Below are 26447 nucleotides of genomic sequence, written 5' to 3'. Positions count from 1 at the left end.
CCGGGCCGACGCCTCCGGTCAGACGTGCAGCCCGCACTCGGTCTTCTCGAACATCGCCCAGCGACCGGCCCGTGGATCCTCACCGGCCCCGGTCCGCCGGGTGCACGGCCAGCAGCCGATCGAGCCGTATCCGCGTCGGAACAGCTCGTTGACCGGCACGTTCCACCGCGCGATGTACGCGTCCACGTCCGCCTGCGTCCAGGCCGCGATCGGGTTGACCTTCACCTTGCCCCGACGCTCGTCGAAGGTGACCACCGGCGTGTTGGCACGGGTCGGCGACTCGTCGCGGCGCAGGCCGGCGGCCCACGCGTCGTAGCCGGTCAGCGCCCGTTCCAACGGCTCCACCTTGCGCAGCTGGCAGCATTCGTCAGGTGACCTGTTGAACAGCCGAGGTCCGTACTCACCGTCCTGTTGACCGACGGTCAGGCGCGGCCGGATGGACCGGACGTTCACCGGCAGCGTGCGGGCCACCTCGTCGCGGACGGCGAGGGTCTCCGGGAAGTGCAGCCCGGTGTCGAGAAAGACCACGTCCACCCCCGGTGCGACCCGGGAGACCAGATGGGCGAGGACGGCGTCGGCCATCGAACTTGTCACGCAGAACCGGGCCCCGAAGGTTTCCGCAGCCCACCGCGCGATCTCCAGGGCGGGCGCGCCCTCCAGTTCCCTACCGGCCCGGGTGGCCAGCGTCCGCAGCTCGTCACGGTCCCGGCGGGACGGATCGGCGGTGGCCGTGGCACCGGTGCCGACCAGGCCGAGACCGGCGGCGGAGACCAGGGCGCTCATCGGTTCACCGCCCGGGAGAGCAGGCCGGTGAAACGGACCGTGAAGACCCGGGCGCAGGCGTGGCACTCCCACGCGCCGTGCCCGGTCTCACTCGGCCGCAGATCCTCCTCGCCGCAGTACGGGCAGTACAGCGGCACGGAACGAGTTGCACCACTCATCGCAGTTCCTCCTCGTCGACCCGAATAACCCAGTTGGCGAACGTCTCACCCTCGGTCCGGCCGGCCAGGTAGCGCACGGCCAGCCGCTCGACGTAGCCGGGCAGCTCCTCGGCTGTCGTCTTCAGGCCACGCAGCTTGCGGCCGAAGCCGGCGGTGCGCCCCTCGGCCATGCCGAGCCCGCCGCCCAGATGCACCTGGAAGCCCTCCACCTGACGGCCGTCCGGCCCGGTCACCAGCTGCCCCTTGAGGCCGATGTCCGCCACCTGGGTGCGGGCGCAGGCGTTGGGGCAGCCGTTGATGTGGATGGAGATGTCCGCGTCGAAGTCGCGCAGTCGCTGCTCCAACCGGGCCACCAGTTCCTCGCCGCGCGCCTTGGTCTCGACGATGGCGAGCTTGCAGTACTCGATACCGGTGCAGGCCATCGTGCCGCGCCGCCAGGCCGACGGCTGGGCCTCCAGGCCGATCTCGCGCAGGCCCGCGACGAGCGACTCCGTCCGCTCCGGCGGCACGTCGAGCACCAGCAGCTTCTGGTACGGGGTGAGTCGCACCCGGTCGCTGCCATGCGCCTCGACCACGTCCGCGAGCTGGGCGAGCTGGGTTCCGGAGACCCGACCGACCACCGGGGCGGCACCCACGTAGTTGCGGCCGTCACGCTGCCGGTGCACGCCGATGTGATCGATCGGCCGCTCCGGCAGCTCCGGGGCGGGACCGTCGAGCAGCGTCCGGCCGAGGTACTCCTTCTCCAGCACCTCACGGAACTTCGCCACGCCCCAGTCGGCGACCAGGAACTTCAACCGGGCCCGGTGGCGCAGCCGGCGGTAGCCGTAGTCGCGGAAGATGCCCACCACGCCGGCCCAGACGTCGGGGACCTCGGACAGCGGCACCCAGGCGCCGAGCCGCTGGGCCAGCATCGGGTTCGTGGACAGGCCCCCGCCGACCCAGAGGTCGAAGCCCGGGCCGTGCTCGGGGTGATCGACACCGAGGAAGGCGATGTCGTTCGCCTCGTACGGGGTGTCCACCAGCCAGGAGATCGACGACTTGAACTTGCGCGGCAGGTTGGAGAACTGCTTGTCGCCGACGTACCGCTTGACGATCTCGTCGATGGCGGGCGTGGGGTCGATCCGTTCGGCCTCGGCCACCCCGGCCACCGGGCTGCCCAGCACGATCCGGGGACAGTCACCGCACGCCTCGGTGGTCTGCAACCCGACCGACTCCAGCCGCCGCCAGATCTCCGGCATGTCCTCGACCCGGATCCAGTGGTACTGGATGTTCTGCCGGTCGGTGATGTCCGCGGTGTCCCGGGCGAACTCCCGCGAGATCTCGGCGATCGTCCGCAGCTGCGTCAGGTCGAGCTGGCCGCCGTCGACGCGTACCCGGAGCATGAAGAACTCGTCCTCAAGCTCGTGCGGCTCCAGTACGGCGGTACGCCCGCCGTCGATGCCCGCCTTCCGCTGGGTGTACAGGCCCCACCACCGGAACCGTCCGCGCAGGTCCTGGGGATCGATGGAGGCGAAACCACGGTGGGCGTAGATGTTCTCGATGCGGGCCCGCACGTTCAGCGGATCGTCGTCCTTCTTGATCCGCTCATTGGGGTTGAGGGGCTCCCGGTGCCCGAGCGCCCACTGACCCTCGCCACGGGGGCGCCGGGGCGCCCGCGGTGGGCGGGCCGGAATCTCGCTGACTGCCATCGCGGCGTCCTCCGTTGTCTGCTGCGCCTCGGTGGGGCTGAGCGGGCGCGACGACCGGTTCCCGGAGGGACCGTGGACAGCGATGTCTCTGCACGGCCGGCGCGCTGCGTGCCCGAGGCAGGGATGGTCGGGCGTCGTCAGTGAGCCGGACAGATGGCGCTGCGCACGCGGCCGTAATCGACGTGGCGTCGAGCCACGAAGCGGCGCACGACAGCGGCAGTCATGAACGTCATGCTGCCACACCCCGGGCGGGGCAGCCAATGACCACGTGCCCGATCCCACATCACGGGCGGTCGCTGCCGGCTGCTACGAGCGTCACCGTGTGGCAGGCTCGCGATGTGGGTGATTTGTCCGATAGGTCGATTCCGATGGCCGGGATCGGCGTCCGGCTGAGCGGCGGGCGCCTGCGCTCGGTACCGGTGTGGCTGGTGCCGGCGACCGTCACCCTGCTGGTGACGCTTGTGGGCCTGGACACCGCCCAGCCGTGGCGCGACGAGCTGGCGACCTGGAGTGCCGCCACCCGGGGACTGACCGGCCTGTTCCGGCTGGCCGGCACCATCGACGCCGCCGCCGGCCCCTACTACCTGCTCATGCACGCCTGGCTGGCGGCGACCGGCGATTCGGTGGCCGCACTGCGGCTACCCTCCGCACTGGCCATGGCGGCGGCCGCCGGGCTGACCGCCGTCCTCGGGCAGCGACTGTGGGACACCCGCGTCGGCACCCTCGCCGGCCTGCTGTTCGCGGTGCTCCCCGGCACCTCCCGGTACGGACAGGAAGCGCGGCCGTACGCCCTGGCCAGCGCGCTCGCCGTGCTGAGCACGCTGCTGCTTGTCGACGCGGTGCGGCGGCCCGCTCGACGACGCTGGCTCGGCTACGCGGCGGCGACCACCGCTCTCGGGCTCACCCACCTGGTCGCCCTCACCCTGCTCGCCGCCCACGCGATCGCCGTGCTGACCGCGACCAGGGCCACCCGGACCGGCCCCGGTTCCGATGGCCGGGGTGACGGATCGAACGGTGGCGGGAAGTGGCAGTCACCGGCGCCGGGCCGGTTGGTCGGGTACTGGTTGGCCGCTCTGGTGCCGGTGGCGGTGGCGGTGGTGCCGCTGGCCCTGCTGGCCCGAGGGCAGCGCGCCCGGCAGCTCGACTGGGTGGACGCCGCCAGCCCCGGTGACCTGGCGGCGCTGGCCGGCGGGGTGGCGCAGAGCAGCGTGGTCGGCGGGGTACTGCTCGGACTCGCCGCGCTCGGCGCGGCCCGGGCGGGCCGCCGAGGACTGCTGCCGGTGAGTTGCGTCCTGCTGCCGGTGCTGCTGCTCTTCCTGGCCGGGCTCGCCGTCCCCCTGTGGGTACCCCGCTACCTGGTCTTCGTGGTGCCCTTCGGCTGCCTGTTGGCCGGCGCCGCGCTCGCCGCCGCCCGGGTACCCGCCGCGCTGGCGGTGGTGGCCCTGACCGGCCTGCTCGGCCTGCCCGACCAGGCTGCCCTGCGCCGCACCCACGAGTGGCCGCGCAGTGCGACTGTGGACTACCGGGCGGTGGCCGAGGTCGTCGCGGACGGCCGGCGACCCGGTGACGCGGTGGTCTACTCACCCCGGGACAGCTGGCTCTTCCTCGACCTCGGCCTGCGTTATCACCTCGGCGGTCAGACCCCGCAGGACGCGCTGCTGGTCGAGGGACAGGACCGCCGGGGTGACCTGTGGGCCGCCGAGTGCGACAGCCCGGCGGAGTGCCTGACCGGGGTCGAACGGGTCTGGCTGGTGCTGGCCGGGCGGCGGGCCGATCCGCTGGCCGCCGTGCCCGGCGCCAAGGGGGACGCGCTACGCGACCGCTTCGCGGTGACCCAGGTGTGGCCGCGCCCCGGCATCACCCTCGCCCTGCTGACCCGGCACGGCTGACCGTCGGCGGGCTGCTCAGGTCCCGGATCACCCGCCGCCGCGCCCCTCGGGGGCGCTTCGCGCCAGCGGGACGGCCAGAAACGCCTCGGTGCCACCGTCGGCGCCGGGGCGCAACTCGATGGTGCCGCGCAGTTCGCCGGTGACGAGCGCCCGGACGATCTGCAACCCGAGCTTGGCGCCGCCCTCGGCGTCGAACCCCGCCGGCAGGCCCCGGCCGTTGTCCGCGACGGTGACGTTCAGCATCCGGCGGAGCCGGTGAGCCGAGACCACCACTTCGGGTTTCGCCGGCCCGGTGGTCACCGGGGCGTCGTCGTCGGCCGGTGGGAAGCCGTGTTCGACGGCGTTGAGCAGCAACTCGTTGAGCACCATCACCAGCGAGGTGGCGATCTCGGCCGGCAGCACGCCGAAGGTGCCGGTACGGCGCATCGCGACGGTCACCTCGGTCGCCGCCACCTCGGTCGCCGCGTTGGCCACCCGGTCGACGATCCCGTCGAACTCCACCGCCTCGTCGCTGGACATGGCGAGCGTCTCGTGCACCAACGCGATCGACGCGACCCGGCGTACGGACTCCTCCAGGGCCACCCGCGCCTCGGGCATGGACACCCGGCGGGCCTGTAGGCGCAGCAGCGCCGCCACCGTCTGCAAGTTGTTCTTCACCCGGTGGTGAATCTCCCGGATGGTGGCGTCCTTGGTGATCAGGGCGCGGTCGCGTCGGCGTACCTCGGTGATGTCCCGGACCAGCACCAGCGCGCCGATCGGCACACCGGCGGGCATCAGCGGCAGCGCCCGGGTCAGCATCGTCGCACCGCGCGCGTCGATCTCCCGCCGGGGCGGCGCCTCGCCGCGCAACGCGGCGAGGATGCCGTTCGCGGCGTCCGTGCCTTCCAGGGGGTCACCGGCCAGCCGCCGGTGCAGCACCGCCAGATCCTCACCGACCAGGAGCGAGGCGTGCCCCAGCCGGCGGTACGCCGACTGCGCGTTGGGGCTGGCGTAGGTGACCTTGCCACCCGCGTCCAGCCGCACCAGCCCGTCACCGACCCGGGGCGCCGAGGTGGTCTCGCCCGGGTGCCGGGGCGGCGGGAACGTGCCGTCGGCGATCATCTGCGCCAGGTCGTCGGCGGTGGTCAGGTAGTTCAACTCCAGCTGGCTGGGCGTACGCGCGGTGGAGAGGTTCGTGTCCCGGCCCACCACCGCGATCACCTCGCCGGATTCGCCGTCGGCCGTGCGCAGCCGGACCGGGATCGCCTCGTGCCGGGCGGGCACGTCGCCGTACCAGACCGGATCGCCCTCCCGCCAGATGCGTCCCTGCCGGTAGGCGACCTCCAGGTGCGCCACCTCCGGACCGCCGACGATCCGTCCCACCTGGTCGTCCTGGTAGGCGGTGGGCGCGGTGGTCGGGCGGACCTGGGCCACGCAGAGGAAGCTGCCCTCGCCGTCCACCGGTACCCAGAGCAGCAGGTCGGCGAAGGAGAGGTCGGACAGCAACTGCCAGTCACCGGCGATGCGGTGCAGGTGGTCGATGTCGACCCGACGCAGGCGGGTGTGCTCCTCGGCGAGATCGCGCAGCGTTGACACGCCGACCAGCGTGCCACGCCGACCGTCACATCGTCGCGGTGACCTTCTTCAACCCGCGCGGCGCGTCCGGGTCCTCGCCCCGGGTCAGGGCGAGCGCCAGCGCCAGCCGCTGCAACGGCAGGATGTCCAGCAGCGGGGCGTACCGCTCGTCGACCTCGGGTACGGCCAGTCGGGTGGCACCGTCGATCTCGGCGGAGCCGACCACCACCACGTCGGCGCGGCGCTCGCCGAGCCGGGGCAGCACCTCGCCCATCGACCGTCCGCCCGGCCCCGAGCCGACCACCGCCAGCACCGGCACGTCCGGGTCGGTCATCGCCAACGGGCCGTGCAGCAGGTCGGCGCCGGAGAACGCCAACGCCGGCAGGTACGACGTCTCCATCAGCTTCAGCGCCGCCTCCCGGGCGGTCGGGTACGCGTACCCCCGGCCGGTGGTGACGAGCTGGGCGGCGAAGCGGTAACGCGGTGCGAGCTGCGCCGGGACGGGGTCGGTGAGGGTGCGGGCGGCCAGCTCGGGCAGGTCGGCCAGGGCCCGGCGCTCCTCGGCGGGCAGCGCGCCGTCACCGGCCCGGATCCCCTCGACCAGCATCAGCAGGGCGAGCAGCTCGGCCGTGTAGGTCTTGGTGGCGGCCACCGCCCGCTCGTGTCCCGCCGCGATGTCGACGGAGAGTTCCGCGGCGGTCGCCAGCGGAGAGTCGGGCGCGTTGGTGACGGCGAGGGTGAGGGCGCCGGAGTCGCGGGCGGCCCGGAGCACCTCCGTCAGGTCGGGGGAACCGCCGCTCTGACTGACCCCGACGACCAGGGCGTCGGAGAGGTCCGGCCGGGCGCCGAAGAGGGTCACCGCGCTCGGCGACGCCAGCCCGGCCGGCAGGCCGAGGCGGATCTCGCTGAGGTAGGCGCCGTACAGCGCGGCGTGGTCCGAGGTGCCCCGGGCGGTGAACACCACGTGCCGGGGTCGGCGCTCGGCGACGACCGCTGCCACCCGGGCGATGGGTGTGGCGTGTTCGGTGGCGAGCAACCGCTCGTAGCCGGCCGGCTGCTCGTCGATGTCGGCGGCCATGCCGCTACCTGGGCGCGTCACGAAAACTCCTCCCCTGCGCGGTAGCCGCGCGAACGATGCTCAGTCTTGCACCTTTCAACCGTTCCGAGCAATCAAACGAGCAGTAGTGCGCAGTGGATCACCAAAACTGGGTCTCGTCACCTACGCTGACCCGACCTCACCGCGCAACCGGTACCGACGAGCGAGAGGACCACGTGGCCGAGGGAACGGACGACCGGGCGCTGCCGGCGACGGAGGAGCTGACCCTGGCCCGGCGGGCCCTGGATTCCGGCGAGCTGACGCATGCCGCCGACCACGTCGCGGCGGCGCTGGCCCGGGCACCGACGCTGCCCGAGGTGCACGAGACTCTCGCCCGGCTGGCCGCCGCCAGCGGCGACGGCGGCATCGGCCTGTTCCCGTTGCAGCACCACACGTTCGTCGGCGCCGTGGTCGCCCGCGCGCATCTGCTCGCCGCGGCCGGCCGCCCGGCCGAGGGCCTTGATCTACTGGTCGCCGCCACGGCACACGCGCCAGGTGCGGACTGGGCGGGGGTGCCGTGGGTGACCTCACCCGAGTTGGCGGAGCGCCTCGGACCCGAGCAGGCCGCCCGGGTGCTGATGCAGGTCTGCGCCGCCGTACCCGATCCGGTCCCGCCGTCGAACCGGACGGCGCTGTCGCCGTACCTCACGCTCGCCCGCAACGCGATCACCGTCCACCCGGAGCACGCTCTGTTGCTGGGCACGGCGTCCGCGCTGGCCCGGCGGGTGGACGAGGTGCCGCTAGCGGTCCGCTGGGCCAGCCGGGGGGTACGCGCGGCGCCGTCGAAGATGGGTGAGGTGTGGCTCGGGTACGCGTTGCGCAGCGCCGGCCGGACCCGGGAGGCGCTCGCCGCGTTGCGGCGCGCCGTCGAGCACGACCCGGACGACCTGGCGGTGTACGCCGACATCGCCGGCACCCTGGCCGACCACGGCCGGCTGGCGGAGGCGCTGGTCTGGATCGAGCGTGCCCTGGCCCGCAACCCGTCCTTCGACTGCGCGGTGCACACGGCACACCGGCTGCGCTTCCAGCGGGACGGTGCGGTCCGTCACCTGGTGGCGCTGGCGGACTTCATCCGCGATCATCCGGACGACTCGCACGAACACAGCGACCTGGCCGAATGCTGCCGCGGACGCCCCTGGCTGGGTCAGTTGACGCCGGTCGCACGGACCATCGGGGTCACCGCGATCGCCGGGCAACCTGGCATCGGGCACGTCGACGGGCCGGAGCCGGCGGCGGCCCGCCCCATCCCGCCCCCGCCGTCGGCGGAGGCCGCTCGCCGCCTGCGTGAACTCGCCCACCCGGCCTGGCCGCACCCCCCTGCCGCGTACGACGCGGCGGTCGGCCTGGCCACGCTCGACCTGACCGATCTGCTCGGCCTGCTGGCCCATCCGCCCGAGACCCCGCAGACCGCGCTGGGCCGGGTGCTCTCCGGCCAGGACCCGGCGCTGTGGTCGCGTTGCGTGCAGGTCTGGACCTGCCTCGGGCTGCTGCACCACCGCACCGACGAGCCCTGGGCGGACTCGACCCGGCGGCGGGTGCTCGTGGAGCTGGCGCGCGAGGTGCCAGAGGTCGCCGAGGCGGCCCTGTTCGCCCTGGTGACCGCCGCCTGGGTCGACCCGGCCGTCCGCCCCGACGTGGCCGCGCTGGTCACCGAGCGGCTGGCGGCGGTGGCCGAGGCGGCCCGGCGGCATCCGGTGCCGTACGCCGCCTCGCTGGCGCACCTGGCGCTGGCCACGCCGGATCTCGATCCGGAGACCATCGCCCTGGCGCGGGCGCTGGCCGGCGTGACCGCCGGCCAGCGCCGTGGCGCGCTGCGCACCCTGCTGCGTCGTCTCCTACCCCCGTGGCGGACCCGCGGGCGCGGCACGCCCTGAGCGCGCCGGGGCGGTGTCAGACGGCCGGTGCCCGGGCCAGGTCGGCCTCGGCCTGCTCCTGCCCGCCGCCGTCGGACTCCGGTTCGTTGCTCGTCCGCAACGGGATCTCCCGGATGAACCAGGCCAGCACCGGTACCACGACGGCGAAGAGCACCGCCCAGAGGAACACGTGCGAGATCGCGTCGGCTAGCCCACCGAGGACCACCTCGCGGGCCTGGGCCGGCAGTTCCTTGAGCTGTTCGATGTTCATCGCCGCGCCGGCCTCCCCACCACCGCTGAACGCGCCACCGGCAGCCGAGCCGGCCAGCCGGTTGGCGAAGATGGCGCCGAACAGCGAGATGCCGAACGAGCCGCCGATGGAGCGGAAGAAGGTGGCGGCGCCGCTCGCCGCGCCCAGGTCCTTCTGGGCCACGCTGTTCTGCGCGATCAGCATGGACGTCTGCATGAGGAAGCCCATGCCGGCACCGAGCACGAGCATGTAGAGCGACGACTGGAACTTGCTGGTGTCCACGTCCAGCAGGCTCAGCAGGGCGAGACCGACCGCCATCACCGCGCCGCCGACGATCGGGAAGATCCGGTACCGCCCGGTCCGGGTGATCGCCCGGCCGACGACAAGCGAGACCAGCAACATGCCGAACATCAGCGGCAGCAGCAGCAGGCCGGAGTTGGTGGCCGAGGCCCCCTGCACGGTCTGCTGGTAGAGCGGCAGGAAGTTCATCGCGCCGAACATCGCGAAGCCGAGCAGGAAGCCGATCACCGAGATGAGGGCGAAGTTCCGGTTGGCGAAGAGCCGCAGCGGCAGGATCGGCTCGGGGACCCGGCGCTCGACGAACCCGAAGATCACAAGCGCCACGACGGCCAGCACGGCGAGGCCGAGGATCTGCGGGGAGGCCCAGGCGTACTCGTTGCCACCCCAGGTGGTGATCAACACGATCCCGGTGATGCCCACCGACAGCAGTGCGGCGCCGAGCCAGTCGATGCGATGCTCGGTGCGGTACTTGGGCAGGTGCATGGTGGCGATCAGCAGCACCAGTGCCACACCGCCAAGTGGCAGGTTGACGTAGAACGCCCAGCGCCAGGAGAGGTGGTCGGTGATGAAGCCGCCGACAAGCGGCCCGGCGACCATCGCGATCGCCATGATCCCGGCGATCATGCCCTGGTAGCGGCCGCGCTCGCGGGGCGGGACGAGGTCGCCGATGATCGCCATGACGCCGACCATCAGGCCACCGGCACCCAGACCCTGGACGGCCCGGAAGGCGATCAACTGGACCATGCCGTCGTCCGGACCGCCGAGGAAGCCCGACCCGGCCATGCCGCAGAGCGCGGAGCCGACCAGGAAGATCACCACGGCGGTGAGGAAGACCGCCTTACGCCCGTAGAGATCGCCGAGCTTGCCCCAGATCGGGGTGGAGACGGTGGTCCCCAGCACGTACGCGGTCACCACCCAGGTGAAGTGGTTGAGCCCGCCGAACTCGCCCACGATGCGTGGCAGAGCGGTGCTGACGATCATGTTGTCGAGCATCGCCAGCATCATGGCGATCATCAGGCCGAAGAGCACGACCCGGACATTCGGTCGCACGGCAGCCTGGTTCTGCTGGACCATCGGTAAGCTCTCCCCCCGAGATGCGGCGCACTTACTTGCCGCCCGGCTAGTCACCTTACTAGCCGGACGGTAAGTTGGACAGGTAACGACGGTCAACCGGATTGGCAGGCACGGGTGAGTCAGAGCACAGGCGGCACGCGGGAGCGGATCAAGGCCGTGGCGCTGGAGCTCTTCACCGAGCAGGGCTACGAGGCGACATCACTGCGGGAGGTGGCCGAACGACTCGGGGTGACGAAGGCCGCGCTCTACTACCACTTCAAGAGCAAGGACGAGATCGTCACAAGCGTCGTGGAGGACCGGCTGGAGCGGATGGACGCCCTGATCACCTGGGCCGAGAGTCAGCCCGCCACGCAGGCCACCCGCCGGGCCGTCATCGAGCGGTACGCCGACGCCATGTTCAGTGGCGAGCAGCCCTCGGTGATGCGGTTCTTCGAGCAGAACCAGACGGCGTTGAAGAGCCTCTCCGCCGGCCGGGAACTACGCGGCCGGATGTTCCGGCTGGCCGCCGCGCTCTGCCAGGGCGACGACTCCCCCGCTGCCCAGCTCCGTGCCGTGCTGGCCCTGTTCGCCGTGCACAGCAGCTGGTTCGCCGTACGCACCCCGGACATCACCGACGCCGAGCGCAAGCGGATAGCCCTGGAGGTCGCTGACGAGCTGCTCGCCGCGATCGCCGAACCGCCCGCCCCGCAGTGAACCGCCAGCCCCGCTAGCGCAGCGGCAGGCGGAGAGCCAGCAGGTCCACGCCGGGCAAGGGGGACCAGTCCCGCTCGGGCTGGCGGACGAAACCACGCCTGCGGTAGAGCTGCTGGGCCGGCTCGGCATGGCCGTCGCGTACGCAGATGGCCACCGCGGTGCAGCCCAGCTCGATCGCCCGTACGACGCACGCCTCGACAAGCGCGGCGCCGGCCCCCCGTCCCTGCGCGGCCGGGTCCACCGCCAGCATCCGGAACTCCGCCTCCCCCGGGCCGCACATCTCGGCGTACCGGGTGCCGGGCAGCACGAAGGTGACCGACCCGAGCAGCTGACCGCTCGCCCGGTCCACGGCCACCAGCACGTCACCGTGCTCCGCCCGCGCGGCGACGTCGGCCAGCACGTCGGCGTAGCCGGTCTCGCCCTTGAGCTGACCATCGGCCTCGTACGCCGCGACGGTGAGTCGGGCGACCCCGGCGAAATCGGCCGGCTCGACCGGACGGATCAGCAGGCCACTCAACCGATCACCGCGATCAGGTCACCGTCCTGCACCACGTCGCCCTCGTTCACCGCGAGCTGCTGCACGACGCCGTCGGACTCGGCGATCACCGGGATCTCCATCTTCATCGACTCCAGGATCACCAGGGTGTCCCCCTCGGACACGGTGTCCCCGGCCGACGCGACGACCTTCCAGACGTTCGCCACCATCTCGGCGCGGATCTCCTCGGCCATCTTCGGCCCCTTCCCTCGCGGCTCCTGCGACGTATCAAATCATGAGCAGGCGGCCGGTGGGCGCGGAGCAGCCCCGGGAGCAGCCGCCCCGGACCGCCGGCACTAGCATCAACGGGTCAGACCCTGACGCCGGCAAGGGCGACAGCGCCCCCGGTGGCGGGGCCGTGCGCAGCCGATCCGGCCATCACGAGGAGGTCACCATGGCGAAGAAGGCCCGTAAGAAGAAGGCCCGTAAGAAGAGCGCCGCGAACCACGGCAAGCGCCCCAACTCCTGAGCCGGCGGGCGGCTGCCCGCCGCGATCGGACGACGGACCACAAGTGCCCGGGTCACTTCCGACCCGGGCACCTGTGCCTGTCAGTCGGCCAGTTCGCGCGACTCGGTGCTCTCGAACACGACGAGTTCGCTCAGCCGTACCCGTAGCCGCTCGCGCAGTTCGTCCGGCGCGGACTCGTTGCCGCAGCAGCGGGCCACGAGCGCCCTGACCTCCTGCTCGATGCCGTACTCGCGCAGGCAGGGGCCACACTCGTCAAGATGGTGCCGGATCAGCGTCCGCCGCTCCTGCGCGCACTCCAGGTCGAGGTAAAGGTAGACCTCGGCGAGCACCTCACGGCAGTCCGTCTCGTGCGGATCTCCACAGCTCACGTCACACCTCCCGGCCGGTGGTGGCGGTCGAACTCCGGGCCGGCTGGGCCGCGGAGAAACCCCGCTCCGCGGCGTACCCCTCAAGCAGCTTGCGCAGATTACGACGCCCGCGGTGCAACCGCGACATCACCGTGCCGATCGGCGTGCCCATGATGTCGGCGACCTCCTTGTAGGAGAAGCCTTCGACATCGGTCAGGTAGACGGCCAGCCGGAACTCCTCCGGCAACTGCTGGAGGGCCTCCTTGACGTCGCTGTCCGGCAGCCGGTCGAGCGCCTCGGTCTCGGCGGACCGCAGCCCGCTTGAGGTGTGCGACTCCGCCTCGGCCAACTGCCAGTCGGTGATCTCGTCGGTGGGCGCCTGCACCGGTTGGCGCTGCCGCTTCCGGTACGAGTTGATGTAGGTGTTGGTCAGGATCCGGTAGAGCCAGGCCTTCAGGTTCGTGCCCTGCTCGAACTGGTGGAAGGCGGCGTACGCCTTCAGGTAGGTCTCCTGGACCAGGTCCTCGGCATCCGCCGGGTTACGCGTCATCCGCAGGCCGGCCGCGTACAGCTGATCGACGAATGGCATTGCGTCCCGTTCGAACCGGGCCCTGCGCTCGTCCGTCTTCTCCGTGGTCAACCGCACATCCCCTCGGGTTGGATGCTTCCCCGCCGAGGATACGCGCACCGACCTTCCAGAAGATTCGGTTCCGACGGGTGTGCCCGTCGCCACCTCGGCCGGTGGCATCGCCGCCGGCCACTTCGGGCCGGCCAGCAGCTGCCTGAGCTGCCGTGCCCCCCGCTCGTCGCGTTCCCGGTTCCGGATCTCGGTCGGCACCGGTCACCCCCTCGCACAGTGGTTGTCCGAGGTGTTCAACGCGCGCTGTGGTGCGGGGCATTCCGGCTCGACCCGGGCGTTCCTGGTCCCCGCCCCGGCGGTGCGACCGCGGCTGGGACCAGGAAGGGCCTGGGAGCCCGGTGTCGCCACCCGTACCGGGCACTGGGACACCATCGGGTGCAACGAAGCGGCGCGGCCGGCGGAAACGGCACCGGGGCACGGTGCTGCGGCGGCAACCCGCGTGCCGTCAGGCTGTCGCCCAGCCGCGCTCGCGCAGCCAGTCCAGCGCCAGGGCGGCCGTCCCGGCCGGGTCGCCCCGGAGGTCGTGCCGTTCCCCCGGCCGGACCAGCACCCGCACCAGCGGGCCCGGCTCCGGCACGCCGAACGGGTCCCGGTCCCCGTTCACCACCAGGGTCGGCACGCCGGTCACCAGCTCACCGGCCCGACTCCGCTCCGGTCGGCCGGGCGGATGCAGCGGGAAGGCGAGTGCCACCACCCCGGCGGCGCCGACCGTGGTCGCGGTCCGGCAGGCCACCCGCGCGCCGCTGGAGCGACCACCCACCACCAGCGGTACGCCCGGATGCCGTTGCCGCAGCACGGTAAGCACCGCGGACCACGCCTCGTCGAGGTGCCCGGCCGGGGCCGGCGCCCGCCGGCCGGCGACCCGGTACGGCTGGGTGATCCGTACCACCACCAGCCCGGCGGTCACCGCCGCGTCGCGCAGGGCGATCAGATCCGGGGCGTCGACACCGCCGCCGGCCCCGTGCCCCAGCACCAGCAGGGCTCGGGGTGGGCCGGACGGCTGATCGGTGTCGACCCGGGCAGGACCGCGCGGAGTGTCGATGACGTCGTCGTGTGGCACCGTCCCATTGAACCCGTCCCAACCTGGACGGCGCCCCGCCGATCAGCTCAACGGCACCAGGGTGAGCAGCCGGTCGCGCACCGGCGGGCCCGGCTCACCGGCGGCCTCGGGGTCGGGTTGCACCTCGCTGCGCCAGGCCACAAGCATCGCCCGCCGCTCCCGCGGGGTGGTGCCACCCCAGACGCCGTGACAATCGCCGACCTCCAACGCCCAGGCCAGGCAGGAGCCCTGCACGTCGCAACTGCGGCACAGAGCCACCGCCGCGTCGGCGGGCTCGTTCGGCGCCGGAAAGAACGTTTCCGGGTCGACGCTCTGACAGGTGCCTCTGGTACGCCAGGCTTCGTCCTGTCGCCGCTCACGCAACGCCCGCAACAGTCGCGGATCACGTCGCGCGGCGGCCACCTCGTGCGGACGGGGCATACGCGCCCGTGTCATCCACCCACCTCCCCCGTGGGACCAGCAAGATCGATGGACATCGTTCACCCGACGTGAACGACACCCACCACCGGCGCTGTGTTGTATCGCACTTACGCACACGGGGACAAGACTCTGCCGGGAAGTTGGCAGAACGTTCTAGTCACCTTTCACCCGCAACCGCAGCAAATCACTCCCGACAATGTGCGCGGTGTGATCAGAAGAGCGTCATCTCCGTCGGCCCGGCGGGACGGGTCAGCGGCACCCGGGCGGTCAGTTCCGGGCCGTAGTTGCGTACATCGCCCACGGCCTGCCCCACCGGCCGCACCTCCAACCGGGTCAGCCAGTCCATCGACGGCGGCACGAGCAGCTCCGCCGGGTCGCCGACGCCACCCAGCCAGGTAGCCCAGCGCTCGGGCGGTAGCAGCAGGGGCATCCGGTCATGCACCTCGGCCAGTTCACCGAGGGCCGCGGTGGTCAGCACGCTGAAGGTCAGCAGCGTCGCGTCCGCGCCGTCCCAGCGCGACCAGATGCCGGCGAAGGCGAGCACCGAGCCGTCGCGTGGAGTCATGTAGTACGGCTGCTTCGCGCCGCCGGCCAACCGCACCCACTCGTACCATCCGTCGGCGGGAACCAGGCACCGGCGACGGGCGAAGGCCGGAGCGTACGCCCGGCTGGTGGCGACCGTCTCGGCGCGGGCATTGATCATGCGAGCCGCTCCGGCGGGCGACCGGGACCACGGCGGCACCAGACCCCATCGGCCAAGCGAGAGCGCCCGGTGCCCCTCGGCACTGACCCGGACCAGAGGCACCGGATCGGTCGGCGCCACATTGTGGTCGGCGACCAACCCGTCGCCGGTCTCGTCGACGGCCTCGAACAGGCCGCTCAGGTCACCGGCGCTCCGGGTCGTGGCGTACCTCCCGCACATGCCGCTCACGCTAGCGCGCCGTCCGCCGAGCGGCTGTCCCGTTCCCCGGGAGTGGCCGGTGACGTGGCAGCCACCGGGGCCGCGGCGCGGCAGAATGTAGCTGTGGGGAATGTGACAGCGACCCGGCCGCTACAGCCGTGGACCGCACCGACGGCCAGCGACCCGGTGTCGGCGTCGCTGCGCCTGCCCGGCTCCAAGTCGATGACCAACCGCGCCCTGGTGCTCAGCGCGCTGGCCGCCGGCCCCTCGACACTGTCCCGGCCGCTGCGTGCCCGGGACACCGAGCTGATGGCCGCCGCGCTGCGGGCGATGGGCGCCCACGTCTCGATCGCCGACGACGACCGCTGGCTGGTCCGGCCGCACCGGTTGTTCGGTCCGGCCCAGGTCGACGTGGGCCTCGCCGGCACGATCATGCGCTTCGTACCTCCGGTGGCGGGACTGGCCGACGGGCAGGTCACCCTCGACGGTGACCCGCACGCCCGCACCCGCCCGCTCGGCCCGCTGATCGAGGCGCTGCGCTCGCTCGGCGTACGCGTCGACACCCCCGCCTCGGGCAGCCTGCCGCTCGTGGTGCTGGGCGCCGGCCGGGTGACCGGCGGCGAGGTCGTGATCGACGCCTCGGCCTCCAGCCAGCTGGTCTCCGGTCTGCTGCTCGCCGCCCCCCGCTTCGACCGAGGACTTGTGGTCCGGCACGTCGGCCCGCCGGTGCCCTCCGCGCCGCACCTGCGGATGACCGTGCAGATGCTGCGCGCCGCCGGTGCCGCGGTCGACGACAGCACCCCGGACGTCTGGGCGGTCGAGCCGGGGCCGCTGACCGGGCGCGGCTGGGAGATCGAGCCGGATCTCTCCGGTGCGGTGCCGTTCTTCGCCGCCGCCCTGGTCACCGGCGGTGAGGTGACCCTGCGCGGTTGGCCGGCGCGGGGCAGCGCCCAGCCGGTGGAGCGGCTGCGTTCACTGTTGCAGCAGATGGGGGCGGCGGTCACCCTCACCACCGAGGGGTTGACGGTGCGCGGCACCGGCCCGGTGAAGGGGTTGCACGCCAACCTGTCCGACGTCAGCGAGCTGACCCCGGCGCTGACCGCGCTGGCCATGCTCGCCGACTCGCCCTCGGTGTTCACCGGGGTCAGCCACATCCGTGGCCACGAGACGGACCGGCTGGCCGCGCTGACCCGGGAGTTCACCGGGCTCGGCGCGGACATCACCGAGTCGGCCGACGGCTTGGAGATCCGGCCCCGGCCGCTGCACGGTGGCGTGTTCCGCACCTACCATGATCACCGAATGGCGCACGCAGCGGCGGTGGCCGGGCTGGTCGTGCCGGGCGTCGAGCTGGACGACGTGTCGTGCACCTCGAAGACCATGCCCGAGTTCCCGGCACTATGGTCGGCACTGGTGACCGGTAAGAGCTGAGCGGAAGAAGGGGCGGCCCTGGCGACCAGGCGGCGCGAGTACGACGAGGACGACGTCCGGGTCCGACCCGGCAGGTCCTCGCGCCCCCGTACCCGGACCCGGCCAACGCACGCCGATGCCGTTGACGGTTTCGTCATCGCGGTGGACCGCGGGCGGTACACCTGCGTGCTGCCCGGGGCCGGGCCGGACGACCCCACCGTCACCGCGATGCGCGCCCGCGAACTGGGCCGTAAATCGGTGGTGGTGGGCGATCGGGTCGGGCTGGTCGGCGACACCTCCGGTTCGTCCGGCGCGCTGGCCCGCATCGTTCGGATCGAACCACGCCGGTCCGTGCTGCGGCGCACCGCCGAGGACGACGCCAGCACCGCCGAGGGGCGGCTGGAACGGGTGGTGGTCGCCAACGCCGACCAGCTCGTGATCGTCAGCGCGTTGGCCGACCCGCCGCCGCGCACCGGGTTCATCGACCGCTGCCTGGTCGCCGCGTACGACGCGGACATCGAACCGCTGCTCTGCCTGACCAAGGCCGACCTGGCCGGGCCCGAGGCGGTGCTCGACTACTACACCGAACTGGAACTGCCGTACCTGCTCCTCCAGCCGGAATCCCCGCTGGACGCGCTGCGCAGCCTGCTCGCCGGCCGGGTCTCGGTGCTTGTCGGGCATTCCGGGGTGGGCAAGTCGACGCTTGTCAACCGCCTGGTGCCGGAGGCCGACCGGACGGTCGGCACGGTCAGCGCGATCGGTCGGGGCCGGCACACCTCGACAAGCGCGGTGGCGCTGCGGCTACCCGCGCCACCCGACGCGCAGGAGGACCCGGGCTGGATCGTGGACACCCCGGGGGTGCGCAGCTTCGGGCTGGCCCACGTCTCGGCCGAGAGCCTGCTGCACGGCTTCCCGGATCTGGTCGAGGCCACCGCGGACTGCCCGGCGAACTGCCCGCACACCGCCGACGAGGCCGACTGCGCACTCGACGGCTGGGTCGCGGCAGGACGGGCCGATCCTCGCCGGCTGGCCTCGTACCGCCGATTGCTGGCCTCCCGTGCCGGGGAGACCGACACACGGACCGAGCCCGACCCGCGCGGACGCCCGGAGTGATCCGGCCGGCGGGCGCGAACCGCCCGCCGACGCGGTAGTCGTCGGCCCCCGGCGCCGTCCCGGTGCCGGCGTCGCTACCGTGTCCGGCATGACCGGGTACGCCGATGACCTGACCCTCGCCCACCGGCTCGCCGACGCCGCCGACGCCCTGTCGACGGCCCGGTTCCGCGCCCTGGACCTGCGGGTCGAGTCGAAGCCCGACCTGACTCCGGTCTCCGACGCGGACACCGCCGTGGAGCGCGAGATCCGCGCCCTGCTCGCCGAGCACCGGCCCGACGACGGGCTGCTCGGCGAGGAGTACGGCGCGACACCCACCGCCGGAACCCGCCAGTGGGTGGTGGACCCGATCGACGGCACCAAGAACTTCGTCCGGGGCGTGCCGATCTGGGCCACGCTCATCGCCCTGCTGGAGAACGGCCGCCCGGTCGCCGGTCTGGTCTCCGCACCGGCCCTGGGCCGCCGCTGGTGGGCGGCGCAGGGCACCGGGGCGTACGCCGGCCCGGACGCCTCCAGCGGTACGCCCATCCGGGTCTCCGGGGTGACCCGGATGGCCGACGCCAGCCTCTGCTACTCCTCGCTGGAGGGCTGGGAGAAAGCCGGCCGGCTCGACGCGGTGCTCCAACTGATGCGGGACACCTGGCGCAGCCGGGCCTACGGCGACTTCTACGGTTACATGCTGTTGGCCGAGGGTGCCCTGGACGTGATGATCGAGCCCGAGTTGTCACTCTGGGACGTGGCCGCGCTGGTACCCATCGTGACCGAAGCAGGGGGCACGATCACCGATCTGGCCGGTCAACCAGCCCCGGCAGGCGGCGACAACAGCACCCTGGCCAGCAACGGCGCACTGCATCCCGACATCCTCGAAAGGCTCGGTAGCCCGCCGAGCATTGACGCCCGGTAACCTCTATCCTCGCCAGGTGGCTACCTCGGGTTGGTGTTTCCTGGCGGCGATGATCGTCGCGTACGGCGTCGCCAACCTGTTGCAGTCGGTCGCCGCCGCCCGCACCACGGTGCACCACACCTTCGATCCCGGGCTGCTGCTGCGCCTGGCCGGGCACCGCACCTATCTGGTCGGGTTGGCCTGCCAGGTCGCCGGTTTCGTCCTGGCCTTCCTGTCCCGGCGGGACCTGCCGCTGTTCCTGGTGCAGGCGAGCGTGGCCGCCGGGCTCGGCGTCACCGCCCTGCTCGGCGTGATCCTGCTGAAGTGGCGGCTGCCGGTGGCCGAGGTCGCGTTGCTGGTGCTGCTCTTCGCCGGCATCACCGCGCTGGTCCTCTCCGCTCAGCCGGCACCGTCGAAGGCGCTCGGCACCGAAGGAATGATCGCGCTGCTGGTGACCCTCGCGGTGATCGCGGTGCTGGGTTTTTTCGCGGTCCGGCTGCATGGCGCACCGGGCTCGGTGGCGCTCGGGTCACTGGCCGGGCTGGCCTTCTCCGCCGCCGCGGTGGCGGCCCGACCGCTGGCCTCCGCATCGAGTTGGGACGCGTTCCTCAGCGACCCGCTGCTCTACCTGCTCATCGCCCATTCCGTGGTCGGGCAGCTGCTGCTCGGGCTGGCGATGCAGCGTGGCTCCACCACGGCGGCGGTGGCCGCGATGGACGCGGCCGGCGCGGTGCCCGCCGCCATCGTCGGGCTACTGCTGCTCAACGACAAGATCTGGCCGGGCCGGGAGTGGCTCGCCGGGATCGGTTTCCTGATCACCCTCGCGGCTGTCGTCGGACTCACCCGGTACGCGGAGCCGCAGCACCAGCACGCCGTCGCCCGCGAGACCACCCGAGCCGTGGTCGGTGCCCCGCCGCCGCTCGTGACGCAGCCCGCCGCTGCGGGATGCGAGGTGGCGGGTGCGGCCAGCGGCGCGGGTGATCCGGTGCCTCAGGCCGCCTCGACCGGCTTGCGCCGGCCCACCACCCGCTCGTAGAGCCGCTCCAGGGCGCTGGCCGTCCGCTCCCAGGTGTAGCTGCACCGCACCCGGTCGACCGCGGCGTGCCCGTACGCGAACCGGCCGGCGTTGTCGGTGAGCAGCCGCCGCAGCGTCATCCCGAGCGTGCGCACGTCGCCCGGCGGCACCAGCTTGCCGGTCACCTCGTCGACCACGGCGTCGGCGATGCCGCCCATGGCGTAGCCCACCACCGGAACCCCACAGGCCATCGCCTCCAGCGACACCCGTCCCGCTGATGAGTAGTGCGGCGTGCAGGCCACCACGTCGGCCGAGCGGTACCAGGTGGCCATCTGCTCGTGCGGCACGGCACCCACCAGGTGCACCTGCTCACCGACCCCGACCCGGTCGGCCAGCTCGCGCAGCCGACGGGCCTCGGTGTGGTTGGCCAGCTGGTCCGCCGGTGGTCCGCCGGCGATCACCAGTTCCGCGTCACCGACCAGGCGCATCGCCCGGATCAGGTCCTCCTGGCCGTGGCCCCGCCAGAGCCCACCCACGGAGAGGATCCGGGGGCGCTGCTCGCGCGGGGCGGCCTCGCCGTCGGGGTGGAACCGCTCGGTGTCGACACCGGTCGGGACCATCGCGACGGAGCTGCGTTGCAGGCCCATCCGGGTCAACTCGTCGACCTCGTCGTTGCACTGGGCGACCGCGATGTCCACCGCCCGGGTCAGTGCCCGCTCCAGCGGGATGCGGGTGCCCGGGCCGTCGTAGCTGGACCCGAGGTGGCGCAGCTGTTCCATGCCGATCGAGTGGAACGTCTGCACCATCGGGATGTCGGTCTCCCGCACGGCGTGCGCGGCGGCAAGTCCCCCGATCCAGTAGTGACCGTGCACCACCTCGGGCGTCCAGTCACCGGACCACCGGTCAGCCAGCCACTCACCGAACTCGGCCACGTATGGCACCAGTTCGGCCGTGGGGATCGGCGCGACCGGGCCCACCGGCGCCCGCTCCACCCGGTAGCCGTCCACGATGTCGGTCTCGGTCACCTCAGGGTCGTCCCGGCGGGTGTACACCCGCACGTCGTGACCTCGCCCGGCCAGTTCGGCCGCGACCCGTGCGATGTGCTGGTAGGTGCCGACGACGGTTCCGTCGCCGGACGGCGGCGCAGCGGCGTGGGCACAGACAAGGCCAACGCGCATGGGTCACCTCCATGCGGATGAGGGCGGTGGTCTCCGGTCAGAGCGTCCCATTAACCGGCCTCCGAAGAGCCGAAACATCGCAGATCGGGGGCACGCTCGGCGGCATGACCCGGACATGACGGGGTACCGATGAGGAATGCCCCTCGCCCGCGCACTCCCCGACGCCACAATCGTCATCACCGGCGCGTCCAGCGGCATCGGTACGGCGACCGCGTACGCCCTGGCCCGACAGGGCAGCACGGTGGTGCTGGCCGCGCGTACCGAGCCGGCGCTGCGGGAGGTCGCCCGGCACTGCCGTGAGCTGGGCGGCCGCACCCTGGTGGTACCCACCGACGTGACCGACGCGGAGGCGATGCGACGGCTCGCGGCGACCGCTGTGGCCGAGTTCGGCCGGATCGACGCGTGGATCAACAACGCCTCGGTCGGCACCATCGGGTTGTTCGACGAGATTCCGGTGGCCGAGTTCCGCCGGGTGCTGGACGTCAACCTGCTCGGCACGGCGAACGGGATCCGGGCCGCGCTGCCGCACCTCAGCGCGGGCGGTGGCGGCGTCGTGGTCAACAACGCCTCGGTACTGGCCGAGGTGGCGATGCCGTACCAGTCCCCGTACAACGCGGCGAAGCACGGTGTCCGGGGTCTGGCCGACACGGTCCGCCAGGAGCTGCGGGCCACCGGCCGGGGATCCGTCTCGATCTGCACGGTCCTCCCGGCCACCATCGACACCCCGTTCTTCCGGCACGCCGCCAACCACAGCGGCCGGCAGGTTCTTCCGCCGCCACCTGTGTACCCGCCCGAGGTGGTCGCGGAGACGATCGTCCGACTGCTGAGGCGACCCCGGCGGGAGGCGTACGCCGGCGGTGCCGCCCGCCTGATCGGCATGCAGTGGCGGCTCGCGCCGGCGCTGGCCGAACGAGTCCTCGGCTGGTACGGCCGGTACACCCAGTTCGGGCCGCCGCCCACGCCCGACACGACAGGTAACGTGTTCCGTCCCGACGCCGGCGCGACACCGGAGGGTGGCTGGCACGGCCGGCGTCGCCAGCTGGTCCGGATGTCCGCCGCGTTCGGTCTGGCCGCCGCCGGCACCGCGGTCGGCACGGTCGCCGCACTGGCCCGTCGACTGTCCCGCTGAGCGGGCGGGACGGCACCGGCTGACGTCCGAGCACCACCGGGGCCGGCTATCCGCCCCGGCTGGCCGGTTACGGCGGGAGGGCAGCGGGTAGTGGTCAGTCATGCGCGACGACGAGTACCCGACCCCCGTGTCCGATCCCGAGGCCGACGGCCTGCCCGACACCGCCGACGACGATTCGACGGCCGGGGACGACGTGCTGACCGGACGGGAGGCCGACGGCCCGGCACCGGCTCAGTTGCCTGGTGACCGGACGCCGGTGGCGGTCGACGAGTTCGGCACCACCGCCGAGGAGCAGCTCGACGGCGAGTCGTTGGACTACAAGCTGAGCCGGGAACAGTTCGAGCTGCCGGTCGACGATCCGCTCGCCGGGCCGGTGGATCCGGACATCGCGGCCGAGGCGGACAGCCGGGAACAGGCGGCGCAGGCGCAACTCGACGCCGACGTGATGGATCCAGGTCCCACCTCCGACCCGAAGTCCCCGGTGTCGCTCTACGACCACGACCAGCTGGGCACCACCGTGGACGCCACGGTCGGCCGGCTCGTCGAACCGGACGAGGGGGCGCACACCGACCAGGAGACCGATTCGATCGCCTACGACGCGGGTGCCGCCGGTGGCGGAGCCAGCGCCGAGGAGCTGGCGGTGCACGAGACCCGGCCGCCGCACTCGGTCTGATCGGCCGGTGCCGGCCACGCCGACTCAGTCGTCCAGGCCGCGTTCGATCGCGTACCGGGTCAGTTCGACCCGGTTGTGCAGCTGGAGCTTGCCGAGCGTGTTCTGCACGTGGTTCTGCACCGTACGGTGCGACAGTCCGAGCCGCTCGGCGATCTGCTTGTACGACATCCCCTTGGCCACCAGGCGCAGCACCTCGGTCTCCCGGTCGGTGAGCCGGGGTGCCGCGTCCCCGGCACCGACGGCCGTGTGGTTTGTCACGGCCGCCAGTCGGCGGTACTCGCCGAGGACCAGCCCGGCCAGGCCGGGCGTGAAGACGGGATCGCCCGCCGCGGTGCGCCGCACCGCCTCCAGGAACTCGGTGAGCGCGGCGGACTTGAGCAGGTAGCCGGTGGCACCGGCTTTCACCGCGTCCAGCACGCCCTGCTGCTCGCCGCTGGCCGAGAGCATGAGCACCCGCACCCCGGGGTGAGCCGCCCGCAGCCCCTGGATCACCTCCACGCCGGAGATGTCCGGCAGTTGCAGATCGAGCACCACCACGTCGGGACGGGCGGCGGCGACCACCCGGACCGCCTGGCGGCCCTCCCCGCAGCTGGCCACCACCTCATGACCGGCCTCGGCCAGGTCGCGGGCCACCCCTTCCCGCCACATCGGGTGGTCGTCGACGACCATCACGCGTACGCCGCTCATGGTTCCCTCCTCGGCACGGTGAGTTCCACCTCGGTCCCGGCACCCGGTGTCGAGCTGATCCGGGCGGTACCGCCCAGGTCGGCCAACCGCCCCCGGATGGCGTGGGCAACGCCCAACCGTCCCTGCGCCACGGCCTCGTTCAGACGCTCGGGCGGGAAGCCCGGGCCCTCGTCCCGGATCGACACGGTGACCGCCGAGCCCTCGTCCTCGACCAGCACCCAGGCCCGACCGCCGCCGTGCCGGGCCACGTTGTCCAGCGCCGCCCCGACGGCCGCCGCCAGCTCACGGGCCACCGCCGGGTGCAGCGGCACGGCACCCGCAGGTGCGGACAGCGACACGGTGGCCGAGGCGTGCCGGCCGAGCAGTGTGCGCAGGTCCACCGGCGCGCCGGCGGCACCGGCGGCGACCGGGCCGGCACCGGAGATCAGCGACCGCAGCGCCACCTCCTGCTCGCCGGCCAGCCGGGCCAGTTCGCCGGCCTCGCCGTCGAGGTGGGCACCGCGCCGCTGCACCAGAGCGAGCACCTGAAGCACCGAGTCGTGGATGTCACGGGCCAGTCTCTCCCGCTCCCGCGTCGCGGCCTCCAACTCGACAGCCCGGTGCAGCCGTTCCCCGGCGGTCACCGTCAGCCGGGCGACGTGCCCGACCACCACGCCGGCGAGCAGCATCAGGATCGCCCCGTTGAACGCGGTGGGCGTGACCATGCCGCGGGTCGCGAGGTCGGTCGCGCCGAGCACCAGGGCCGCTACCGCACCGCGCCGCCGCCCGCCGCAGACGGCCCAGGCCAGCACCGGGCCGCTCAGCCAGGCCACCGGAAGGGTCGGCAGCCCCGCGTCGAGCGCCGGCCGACCCATCACCCACGGGGTGGCCAGCAGGATCGCCACGACCACTCCCAGGTCGGCCAGGAGCAGCGGCCAGCCGCGCCGGGCCGGGACCGCGTACCCGATCGCTGTGACGGCGGTCCAGACCGCCATGACAAGCACCAGCGCCCCGGCGGCGAAGGGGTGGACGTAGCGGTCCGCGTCGCGGATCAACACCACGCAGACGTACGCCAGGGAGGCCACCCGGAAGACCGCGACGGCCCGCCAGAGCGGGACCTCGAAACCACCGGCAGCGGGCACGTGCGCCACGATGCCACAGGCCGCCGGAAGCCCCTGCGGCCGATGCACCTCGACCAACCCTGACGTACGGTGGTAAAAGCCGCGTAAGCTTCTGCGATCTCTGTCGGGACGGGGCCATGACGAACGCAGGATCTCCCCCACCGCGTACGGTGGTGCCCATCGAACACGCCCTCCTGATCGCCGACGCCTTCGACCAGGCCCAGGTGACCGAGCTCCGACACTCGGTCGCCGCCTGCGCGCGCGCCGCCGGGCTGCGCGACGAGCGGCTGGACGACTTCGTGCTCGCGGTCAACGAGCTGATCACCAATGCGGTCCGGCACGGCGGCGGTCAGGGCTGGCTGCGGCTGTGGGAGGAACCCGGCGTGGTGTTGTGCGAGGTCGCCGATCACGGTCAGGGCATCAGCACGCAGAACCTCGCCAACCGCACCCGGCCCGCGCCCGAGACGGCCGGTGGCTGGGGGCTCTGGCTGGCCCGCGAACTGACCGACGCGATGGACGTCGATACCGGTCCCGCCGGCACCACGGTGCGTATCATCACCGCGACCGTCCCCGCCGAGCAGCACGTCGGCCGCCACCGCAGCAGCGAGTAGCGGCCCCGGGCACTACCAGCGGTTGCCGGTCAGCTTCTCGTAGACGTCCACGTAACGGGCCCGGGTGGCGTCGACCACCTCGGCGGGCACCTCCGGCGCCGGCTCCCGCTTGTCCCAGCCGCTGTTCGCCGCCCAGTCCCGTAGGTACTGCTTGTCGTAGGAGAACTGGGCGCGCCCCGGCTGGTAGGACTCCGCCGGCCAGAACCGGGACGAGTCCGGGGTGAGCAACTCGTCGCCGAGGACCAGGGTGCCGTCCGACGCCCAGCCAAGCTCGATCTTGGTGTCGGCGACCAGGATGCCCCGGTCGGCCGCCAGTTCGGCGCCCCGGCAGTACACGTCGATTGTCAGCTGCCGCAGCCGGTCGGCGGTCTGGGCGCCAACCTTGTCGACCACCTCGGCGAAGGTCATCGGCTCGTCGTGCTCACCCACCGGCGCCTTGGTGGACGGAGTGAAGATCGGCTCGGGCAGGATGGACGCCTCGACCAGCCCACGCGGCAGTTCGACACCGGAGACCTTCCCGGTGCTTTCGTACTCCGTCAATCCGCCGCCGGCGAGGAAGCCGCGAGCGACACACTCGACCGGGACCATCTCGAGCCGGCGGCACCGGATCGCCCGGCCGACGAACTCCGGCGGCACGTCGGTGGCCGAGATGACGTGGTTGGGGACCAGGTCGGCCAACTGCTCGAACCACCACAGCGACAACGCGGTGAGCAGCTTGCCCTTGTCCGGGATCGGGGTCGGCAGCACCACGTCGTAAACGGAGACGCGGTCGGAGGCGACCAGGATCAGGTCATCGCCCTCGGCGTAGACGTCCCTCACCTTGCCCGAGTGCAGAAGTTCCACGCGGACAAGTAGACCACGCGCCGGGCGTACCACCGCTGGCGGTCCACGCCGCGGCGGCGGCTGCGCAAGGCCGCCGCTCAACGCCCGGCCGGGCGCGGAGA

28 protein-coding genes are annotated in these 26447 nt (G+C 72.6%); 11 read left to right on the top strand and 17 right to left on the bottom strand.

The window, feature by feature from the left end; translation table 11 throughout:
• Window positions 1-18: 18 nt before the first annotated feature.
• From AB0I71_RS10770 to AB0I71_RS10760, 3 genes are read right to left on the bottom strand one after another with little or no spacing between them, the layout of a single operon-like run.
• The gene (locus AB0I71_RS10770; protein WP_357583172.1) at window positions 19-783 is read right to left on the bottom strand and encodes a phosphoadenylyl-sulfate reductase; all 765 of its coding nucleotides are present in this window, start codon (window positions 781-783) and stop codon (window positions 19-21) included.
• Window positions 780-941: a hypothetical protein gene (locus AB0I71_RS10765; protein ID WP_357583170.1), complete on the bottom strand. Its 162-nt coding sequence runs from the start codon at window positions 939-941 to the stop codon at window positions 780-782. The genes AB0I71_RS10770 and AB0I71_RS10765 overlap by 4 nt, the downstream gene beginning before the upstream one ends.
• Window positions 938-2629, bottom strand: coding sequence for a nitrite/sulfite reductase (locus tag AB0I71_RS10760; protein ID WP_357583168.1), 1692 nt, complete (start codon window positions 2627-2629; stop codon window positions 938-940). The genes AB0I71_RS10765 and AB0I71_RS10760 overlap by 4 nt, the downstream gene beginning before the upstream one ends.
• 368 nt (window positions 2630-2997) lie before the next feature.
• On the opposite strand from AB0I71_RS10760, the gene AB0I71_RS10755 reads away from it, so the two are divergent.
• Window positions 2998-4518 (top strand): glycosyltransferase family 39 protein, encoded by a 1521-nt coding sequence (locus AB0I71_RS10755; RefSeq protein WP_357583166.1) that lies wholly within the window; start codon window positions 2998-3000, stop codon window positions 4516-4518.
• Between the two features lie 27 nt (window positions 4519-4545).
• On the opposite strand, the gene AB0I71_RS10750 is transcribed toward AB0I71_RS10755, so the two are convergent.
• Both AB0I71_RS10750 and AB0I71_RS10745 read right to left on the bottom strand, forming a co-directional pair.
• Window positions 4546-6093: a histidine kinase N-terminal domain-containing protein gene (locus AB0I71_RS10750; protein WP_357583164.1), complete on the bottom strand. Its 1548-nt coding sequence runs from the start codon at window positions 6091-6093 to the stop codon at window positions 4546-4548.
• A gap of 25 nt (window positions 6094-6118) precedes the next feature.
• Window positions 6119-7150 (bottom strand): SIS domain-containing protein, encoded by a 1032-nt coding sequence (locus AB0I71_RS10745; protein ID WP_357583372.1) that lies wholly within the window; start codon window positions 7148-7150, stop codon window positions 6119-6121.
• Between the two features lie 194 nt (window positions 7151-7344).
• Here AB0I71_RS10745 and AB0I71_RS10740 point away from each other — a divergent pair, with 194 nt between their 5' ends.
• A complete protein-coding gene (locus AB0I71_RS10740) occupies window positions 7345-9042 on the top strand; it encodes a tetratricopeptide repeat protein (RefSeq protein WP_357583162.1) in 1698 nt (565 codons plus the stop codon).
• A gap of 16 nt (window positions 9043-9058) precedes the next feature.
• On the opposite strand, the gene AB0I71_RS10735 is transcribed toward AB0I71_RS10740, so the two are convergent.
• Window positions 9059-10645, bottom strand: coding sequence for an MDR family MFS transporter (locus tag AB0I71_RS10735; RefSeq protein WP_357583160.1), 1587 nt, complete (start codon window positions 10643-10645; stop codon window positions 9059-9061).
• Between the two features lie 114 nt (window positions 10646-10759).
• Here AB0I71_RS10735 and AB0I71_RS10730 point away from each other — a divergent pair, with 114 nt between their 5' ends.
• A complete protein-coding gene (locus AB0I71_RS10730; RefSeq protein ID WP_357583158.1) occupies window positions 10760-11338 on the top strand; it encodes a helix-turn-helix domain-containing protein in 579 nt (192 codons plus the stop codon).
• Between the two features lie 13 nt (window positions 11339-11351).
• On the opposite strand, the gene AB0I71_RS10725 is transcribed toward AB0I71_RS10730, so the two are convergent.
• Window positions 11352-11855, bottom strand: coding sequence for a GNAT family N-acetyltransferase (locus AB0I71_RS10725; RefSeq protein WP_357583156.1), 504 nt, complete (start codon window positions 11853-11855; stop codon window positions 11352-11354).
• Window positions 11852-12067: a biotin/lipoyl-binding carrier protein gene (locus tag AB0I71_RS10720; RefSeq protein ID WP_093405215.1), complete on the bottom strand. Its 216-nt coding sequence runs from the start codon at window positions 12065-12067 to the stop codon at window positions 11852-11854. Before AB0I71_RS10720 ends, AB0I71_RS10725 begins: the two co-directional genes overlap by 4 nt.
• 41 nt (window positions 12068-12108) lie before the next feature.
• Between AB0I71_RS10720 and AB0I71_RS10715 the strand changes: the two genes are divergently transcribed.
• On the top strand, window positions 12109-12342 hold the full coding sequence (locus AB0I71_RS10715; protein WP_357583154.1) for a hypothetical protein: 234 nt from the start codon (window positions 12109-12111) through the stop codon (window positions 12340-12342).
• Between the two features lie 80 nt (window positions 12343-12422).
• On the opposite strand, the gene rsrA is transcribed toward AB0I71_RS10715, so the two are convergent.
• From rsrA to AB0I71_RS10690, 5 genes are all read right to left on the bottom strand, one after another.
• Window positions 12423-12710: a mycothiol system anti-sigma-R factor gene (rsrA, locus tag AB0I71_RS10710; RefSeq protein WP_357583152.1), complete on the bottom strand. Its 288-nt coding sequence runs from the start codon at window positions 12708-12710 to the stop codon at window positions 12423-12425.
• A gap of 1 nt (window position 12711) precedes the next feature.
• Entirely contained in the window at window positions 12712-13527 is an 816-nt protein-coding gene (locus AB0I71_RS10705) for a sigma-70 family RNA polymerase sigma factor (protein ID WP_357583150.1), read from the bottom strand.
• A gap of 247 nt (window positions 13528-13774) precedes the next feature.
• Complete coding sequence (locus AB0I71_RS10700) at window positions 13775-14389, bottom strand: alpha/beta family hydrolase (RefSeq protein ID WP_357583148.1); 615 nt, start codon at window positions 14387-14389, stop codon at window positions 13775-13777.
• Between the two features lie 42 nt (window positions 14390-14431).
• Window positions 14432-14824, bottom strand: a complete 393-nt coding sequence (locus AB0I71_RS10695) for a WhiB family transcriptional regulator (RefSeq protein ID WP_204001477.1) — start codon at window positions 14822-14824, stop codon at window positions 14432-14434.
• Between the two features lie 196 nt (window positions 14825-15020).
• On the bottom strand, window positions 15021-15731 hold the full coding sequence (locus AB0I71_RS10690; RefSeq protein ID WP_357583146.1) for an SOS response-associated peptidase: 711 nt from the start codon (window positions 15729-15731) through the stop codon (window positions 15021-15023).
• Window positions 15732-15833: 102 nt separating this feature from the next.
• Here AB0I71_RS10690 and aroA point away from each other — a divergent pair, with 102 nt between their 5' ends.
• From aroA to AB0I71_RS10670, 4 genes are all read left to right on the top strand, one after another.
• Window positions 15834-17138 carry a 3-phosphoshikimate 1-carboxyvinyltransferase gene (aroA, locus tag AB0I71_RS10685; protein ID WP_357583144.1) on the top strand — a complete coding sequence of 435 codons (1305 nt, stop codon included), beginning with the start codon at window positions 15834-15836 and terminating at the stop codon, window positions 17136-17138.
• A 135-nt stretch (window positions 17139-17273) separates the two neighbouring features.
• The gene (gene rsgA / locus AB0I71_RS10680; RefSeq protein ID WP_357583370.1) at window positions 17274-18230 is read left to right on the top strand and encodes a ribosome small subunit-dependent GTPase A; all 957 of its coding nucleotides are present in this window, start codon (window positions 17274-17276) and stop codon (window positions 18228-18230) included.
• Between the two features lie 88 nt (window positions 18231-18318).
• Complete coding sequence (gene hisN / locus AB0I71_RS10675; RefSeq protein WP_357583142.1) at window positions 18319-19131, top strand: histidinol-phosphatase; 813 nt, start codon at window positions 18319-18321, stop codon at window positions 19129-19131.
• 49 nt (window positions 19132-19180) lie between these two features.
• Window positions 19181-20146, top strand: coding sequence for a hypothetical protein (locus AB0I71_RS10670; protein ID WP_357583368.1), 966 nt, complete (start codon window positions 19181-19183; stop codon window positions 20144-20146).
• Here AB0I71_RS10670 and AB0I71_RS10665 read toward each other — a convergent pair.
• Window positions 20101-21303 carry a glycosyltransferase gene (locus tag AB0I71_RS10665; RefSeq protein ID WP_357583140.1) on the bottom strand — a complete coding sequence of 401 codons (1203 nt, stop codon included), beginning with the start codon at window positions 21301-21303 and terminating at the stop codon, window positions 20101-20103. The genes AB0I71_RS10670 and AB0I71_RS10665 overlap by 46 nt on opposite strands.
• A 136-nt stretch (window positions 21304-21439) precedes the next feature.
• Between AB0I71_RS10665 and AB0I71_RS10660 the strand changes: the two genes are divergently transcribed.
• Together AB0I71_RS10660 and AB0I71_RS10655 are read left to right on the top strand one after the other, a co-directional pair.
• Window positions 21440-22432 carry an SDR family oxidoreductase gene (locus tag AB0I71_RS10660; RefSeq protein ID WP_357583138.1) on the top strand — a complete coding sequence of 331 codons (993 nt, stop codon included), beginning with the start codon at window positions 21440-21442 and terminating at the stop codon, window positions 22430-22432.
• A gap of 100 nt (window positions 22433-22532) precedes the next feature.
• Window positions 22533-23105 (top strand): DUF5709 domain-containing protein, encoded by a 573-nt coding sequence (locus AB0I71_RS10655; protein WP_357583136.1) that lies wholly within the window; start codon window positions 22533-22535, stop codon window positions 23103-23105.
• Window positions 23106-23129: 24 nt separating this feature from the next.
• On the opposite strand, the gene AB0I71_RS10650 is transcribed toward AB0I71_RS10655, so the two are convergent.
• Window positions 23130-23792, bottom strand: coding sequence for a response regulator transcription factor (locus tag AB0I71_RS10650; protein WP_357583134.1), 663 nt, complete (start codon window positions 23790-23792; stop codon window positions 23130-23132).
• Window positions 23789-24913: a DUF5931 domain-containing protein gene (locus AB0I71_RS10645; RefSeq protein ID WP_357583366.1), complete on the bottom strand. Its 1125-nt coding sequence runs from the start codon at window positions 24911-24913 to the stop codon at window positions 23789-23791. Before AB0I71_RS10645 ends, AB0I71_RS10650 begins: the two co-directional genes overlap by 4 nt.
• Before the next feature lie 116 nt (window positions 24914-25029).
• Between AB0I71_RS10645 and AB0I71_RS10640 the strand changes: the two genes are divergently transcribed.
• Entirely contained in the window at window positions 25030-25503 is a 474-nt protein-coding gene (locus tag AB0I71_RS10640) for an ATP-binding protein (protein ID WP_357583132.1), read from the top strand.
• A 12-nt stretch (window positions 25504-25515) separates the two neighbouring features.
• Here AB0I71_RS10640 and AB0I71_RS10635 read toward each other — a convergent pair whose 3' ends face one another.
• Window positions 25516-26346, bottom strand: coding sequence for a phosphoribosylaminoimidazolesuccinocarboxamide synthase (locus AB0I71_RS10635; RefSeq protein ID WP_357583130.1), 831 nt, complete (start codon window positions 26344-26346; stop codon window positions 25516-25518).
• Window positions 26347-26447 lie beyond the last annotated feature (101 nt).

Source organism: Micromonospora sp. NPDC049891 (assembly GCF_040660295.1).
Lineage (GTDB): Bacteria > Actinomycetota > Actinomycetes > Mycobacteriales > Micromonosporaceae > Micromonospora.
Note: the sequence above shows the minus strand (reverse complement) of the source record. Positions and strands in the feature narration are given on the sequence as shown.

Coding starts and splice junctions, on each gene's coding strand:
- AB0I71_RS10765 (WP_357583170.1), bottom strand. CDS start 941: ATGAGTGGTGCAACTCGTTCCGTGCCGCTGTACTGCCCGTACTGCGGC.
- AB0I71_RS10715 (WP_357583154.1), top strand. CDS start 12,109: ATGAGCAGGCGGCCGGTGGGCGCGGAGCAGCCCCGGGAGCAGCCGCCC.
- AB0I71_RS10770 (WP_357583172.1), bottom strand. CDS start 783: ATGAGCGCCCTGGTCTCCGCCGCCGGTCTCGGCCTGGTCGGCACCGGT.
- AB0I71_RS10755 (WP_357583166.1), top strand. CDS start 2,998: ATGGCCGGGATCGGCGTCCGGCTGAGCGGCGGGCGCCTGCGCTCGGTA.
- AB0I71_RS10735 (WP_357583160.1), bottom strand. CDS start 10,645: ATGGTCCAGCAGAACCAGGCTGCCGTGCGACCGAATGTCCGGGTCGTG.
- AB0I71_RS10760 (WP_357583168.1), bottom strand. CDS start 2,629: ATGGCAGTCAGCGAGATTCCGGCCCGCCCACCGCGGGCGCCCCGGCGC.
- AB0I71_RS10690 (WP_357583146.1), bottom strand. CDS start 15,731: ATGTGCGGGAGGTACGCCACGACCCGGAGCGCCGGTGACCTGAGCGGC.
- AB0I71_RS10655 (WP_357583136.1), top strand. CDS start 22,533: ATGCGCGACGACGAGTACCCGACCCCCGTGTCCGATCCCGAGGCCGAC.
- AB0I71_RS10650 (WP_357583134.1), bottom strand. CDS start 23,792: ATGAGCGGCGTACGCGTGATGGTCGTCGACGACCACCCGATGTGGCGG.
- AB0I71_RS10720 (WP_093405215.1), bottom strand. CDS start 12,067: ATGGCCGAGGAGATCCGCGCCGAGATGGTGGCGAACGTCTGGAAGGTC.
- AB0I71_RS10665 (WP_357583140.1), bottom strand. CDS start 21,303: ATGCGCGTTGGCCTTGTCTGTGCCCACGCCGCTGCGCCGCCGTCCGGC.
- AB0I71_RS10640 (WP_357583132.1), top strand. CDS start 25,030: ATGACGAACGCAGGATCTCCCCCACCGCGTACGGTGGTGCCCATCGAA.
- AB0I71_RS10745 (WP_357583372.1), bottom strand. CDS start 7,150: ATGGCCGCCGACATCGACGAGCAGCCGGCCGGCTACGAGCGGTTGCTC.
- hisN (WP_357583142.1), top strand. CDS start 18,319: ATGACCGGGTACGCCGATGACCTGACCCTCGCCCACCGGCTCGCCGAC.
- AB0I71_RS10660 (WP_357583138.1), top strand. CDS start 21,440: ATGCCCCTCGCCCGCGCACTCCCCGACGCCACAATCGTCATCACCGGC.
- AB0I71_RS10670 (WP_357583368.1), top strand. CDS start 19,181: ATGATCGTCGCGTACGGCGTCGCCAACCTGTTGCAGTCGGTCGCCGCC.
- AB0I71_RS10695 (WP_204001477.1), bottom strand. CDS start 14,824: ATGACACGGGCGCGTATGCCCCGTCCGCACGAGGTGGCCGCCGCGCGA.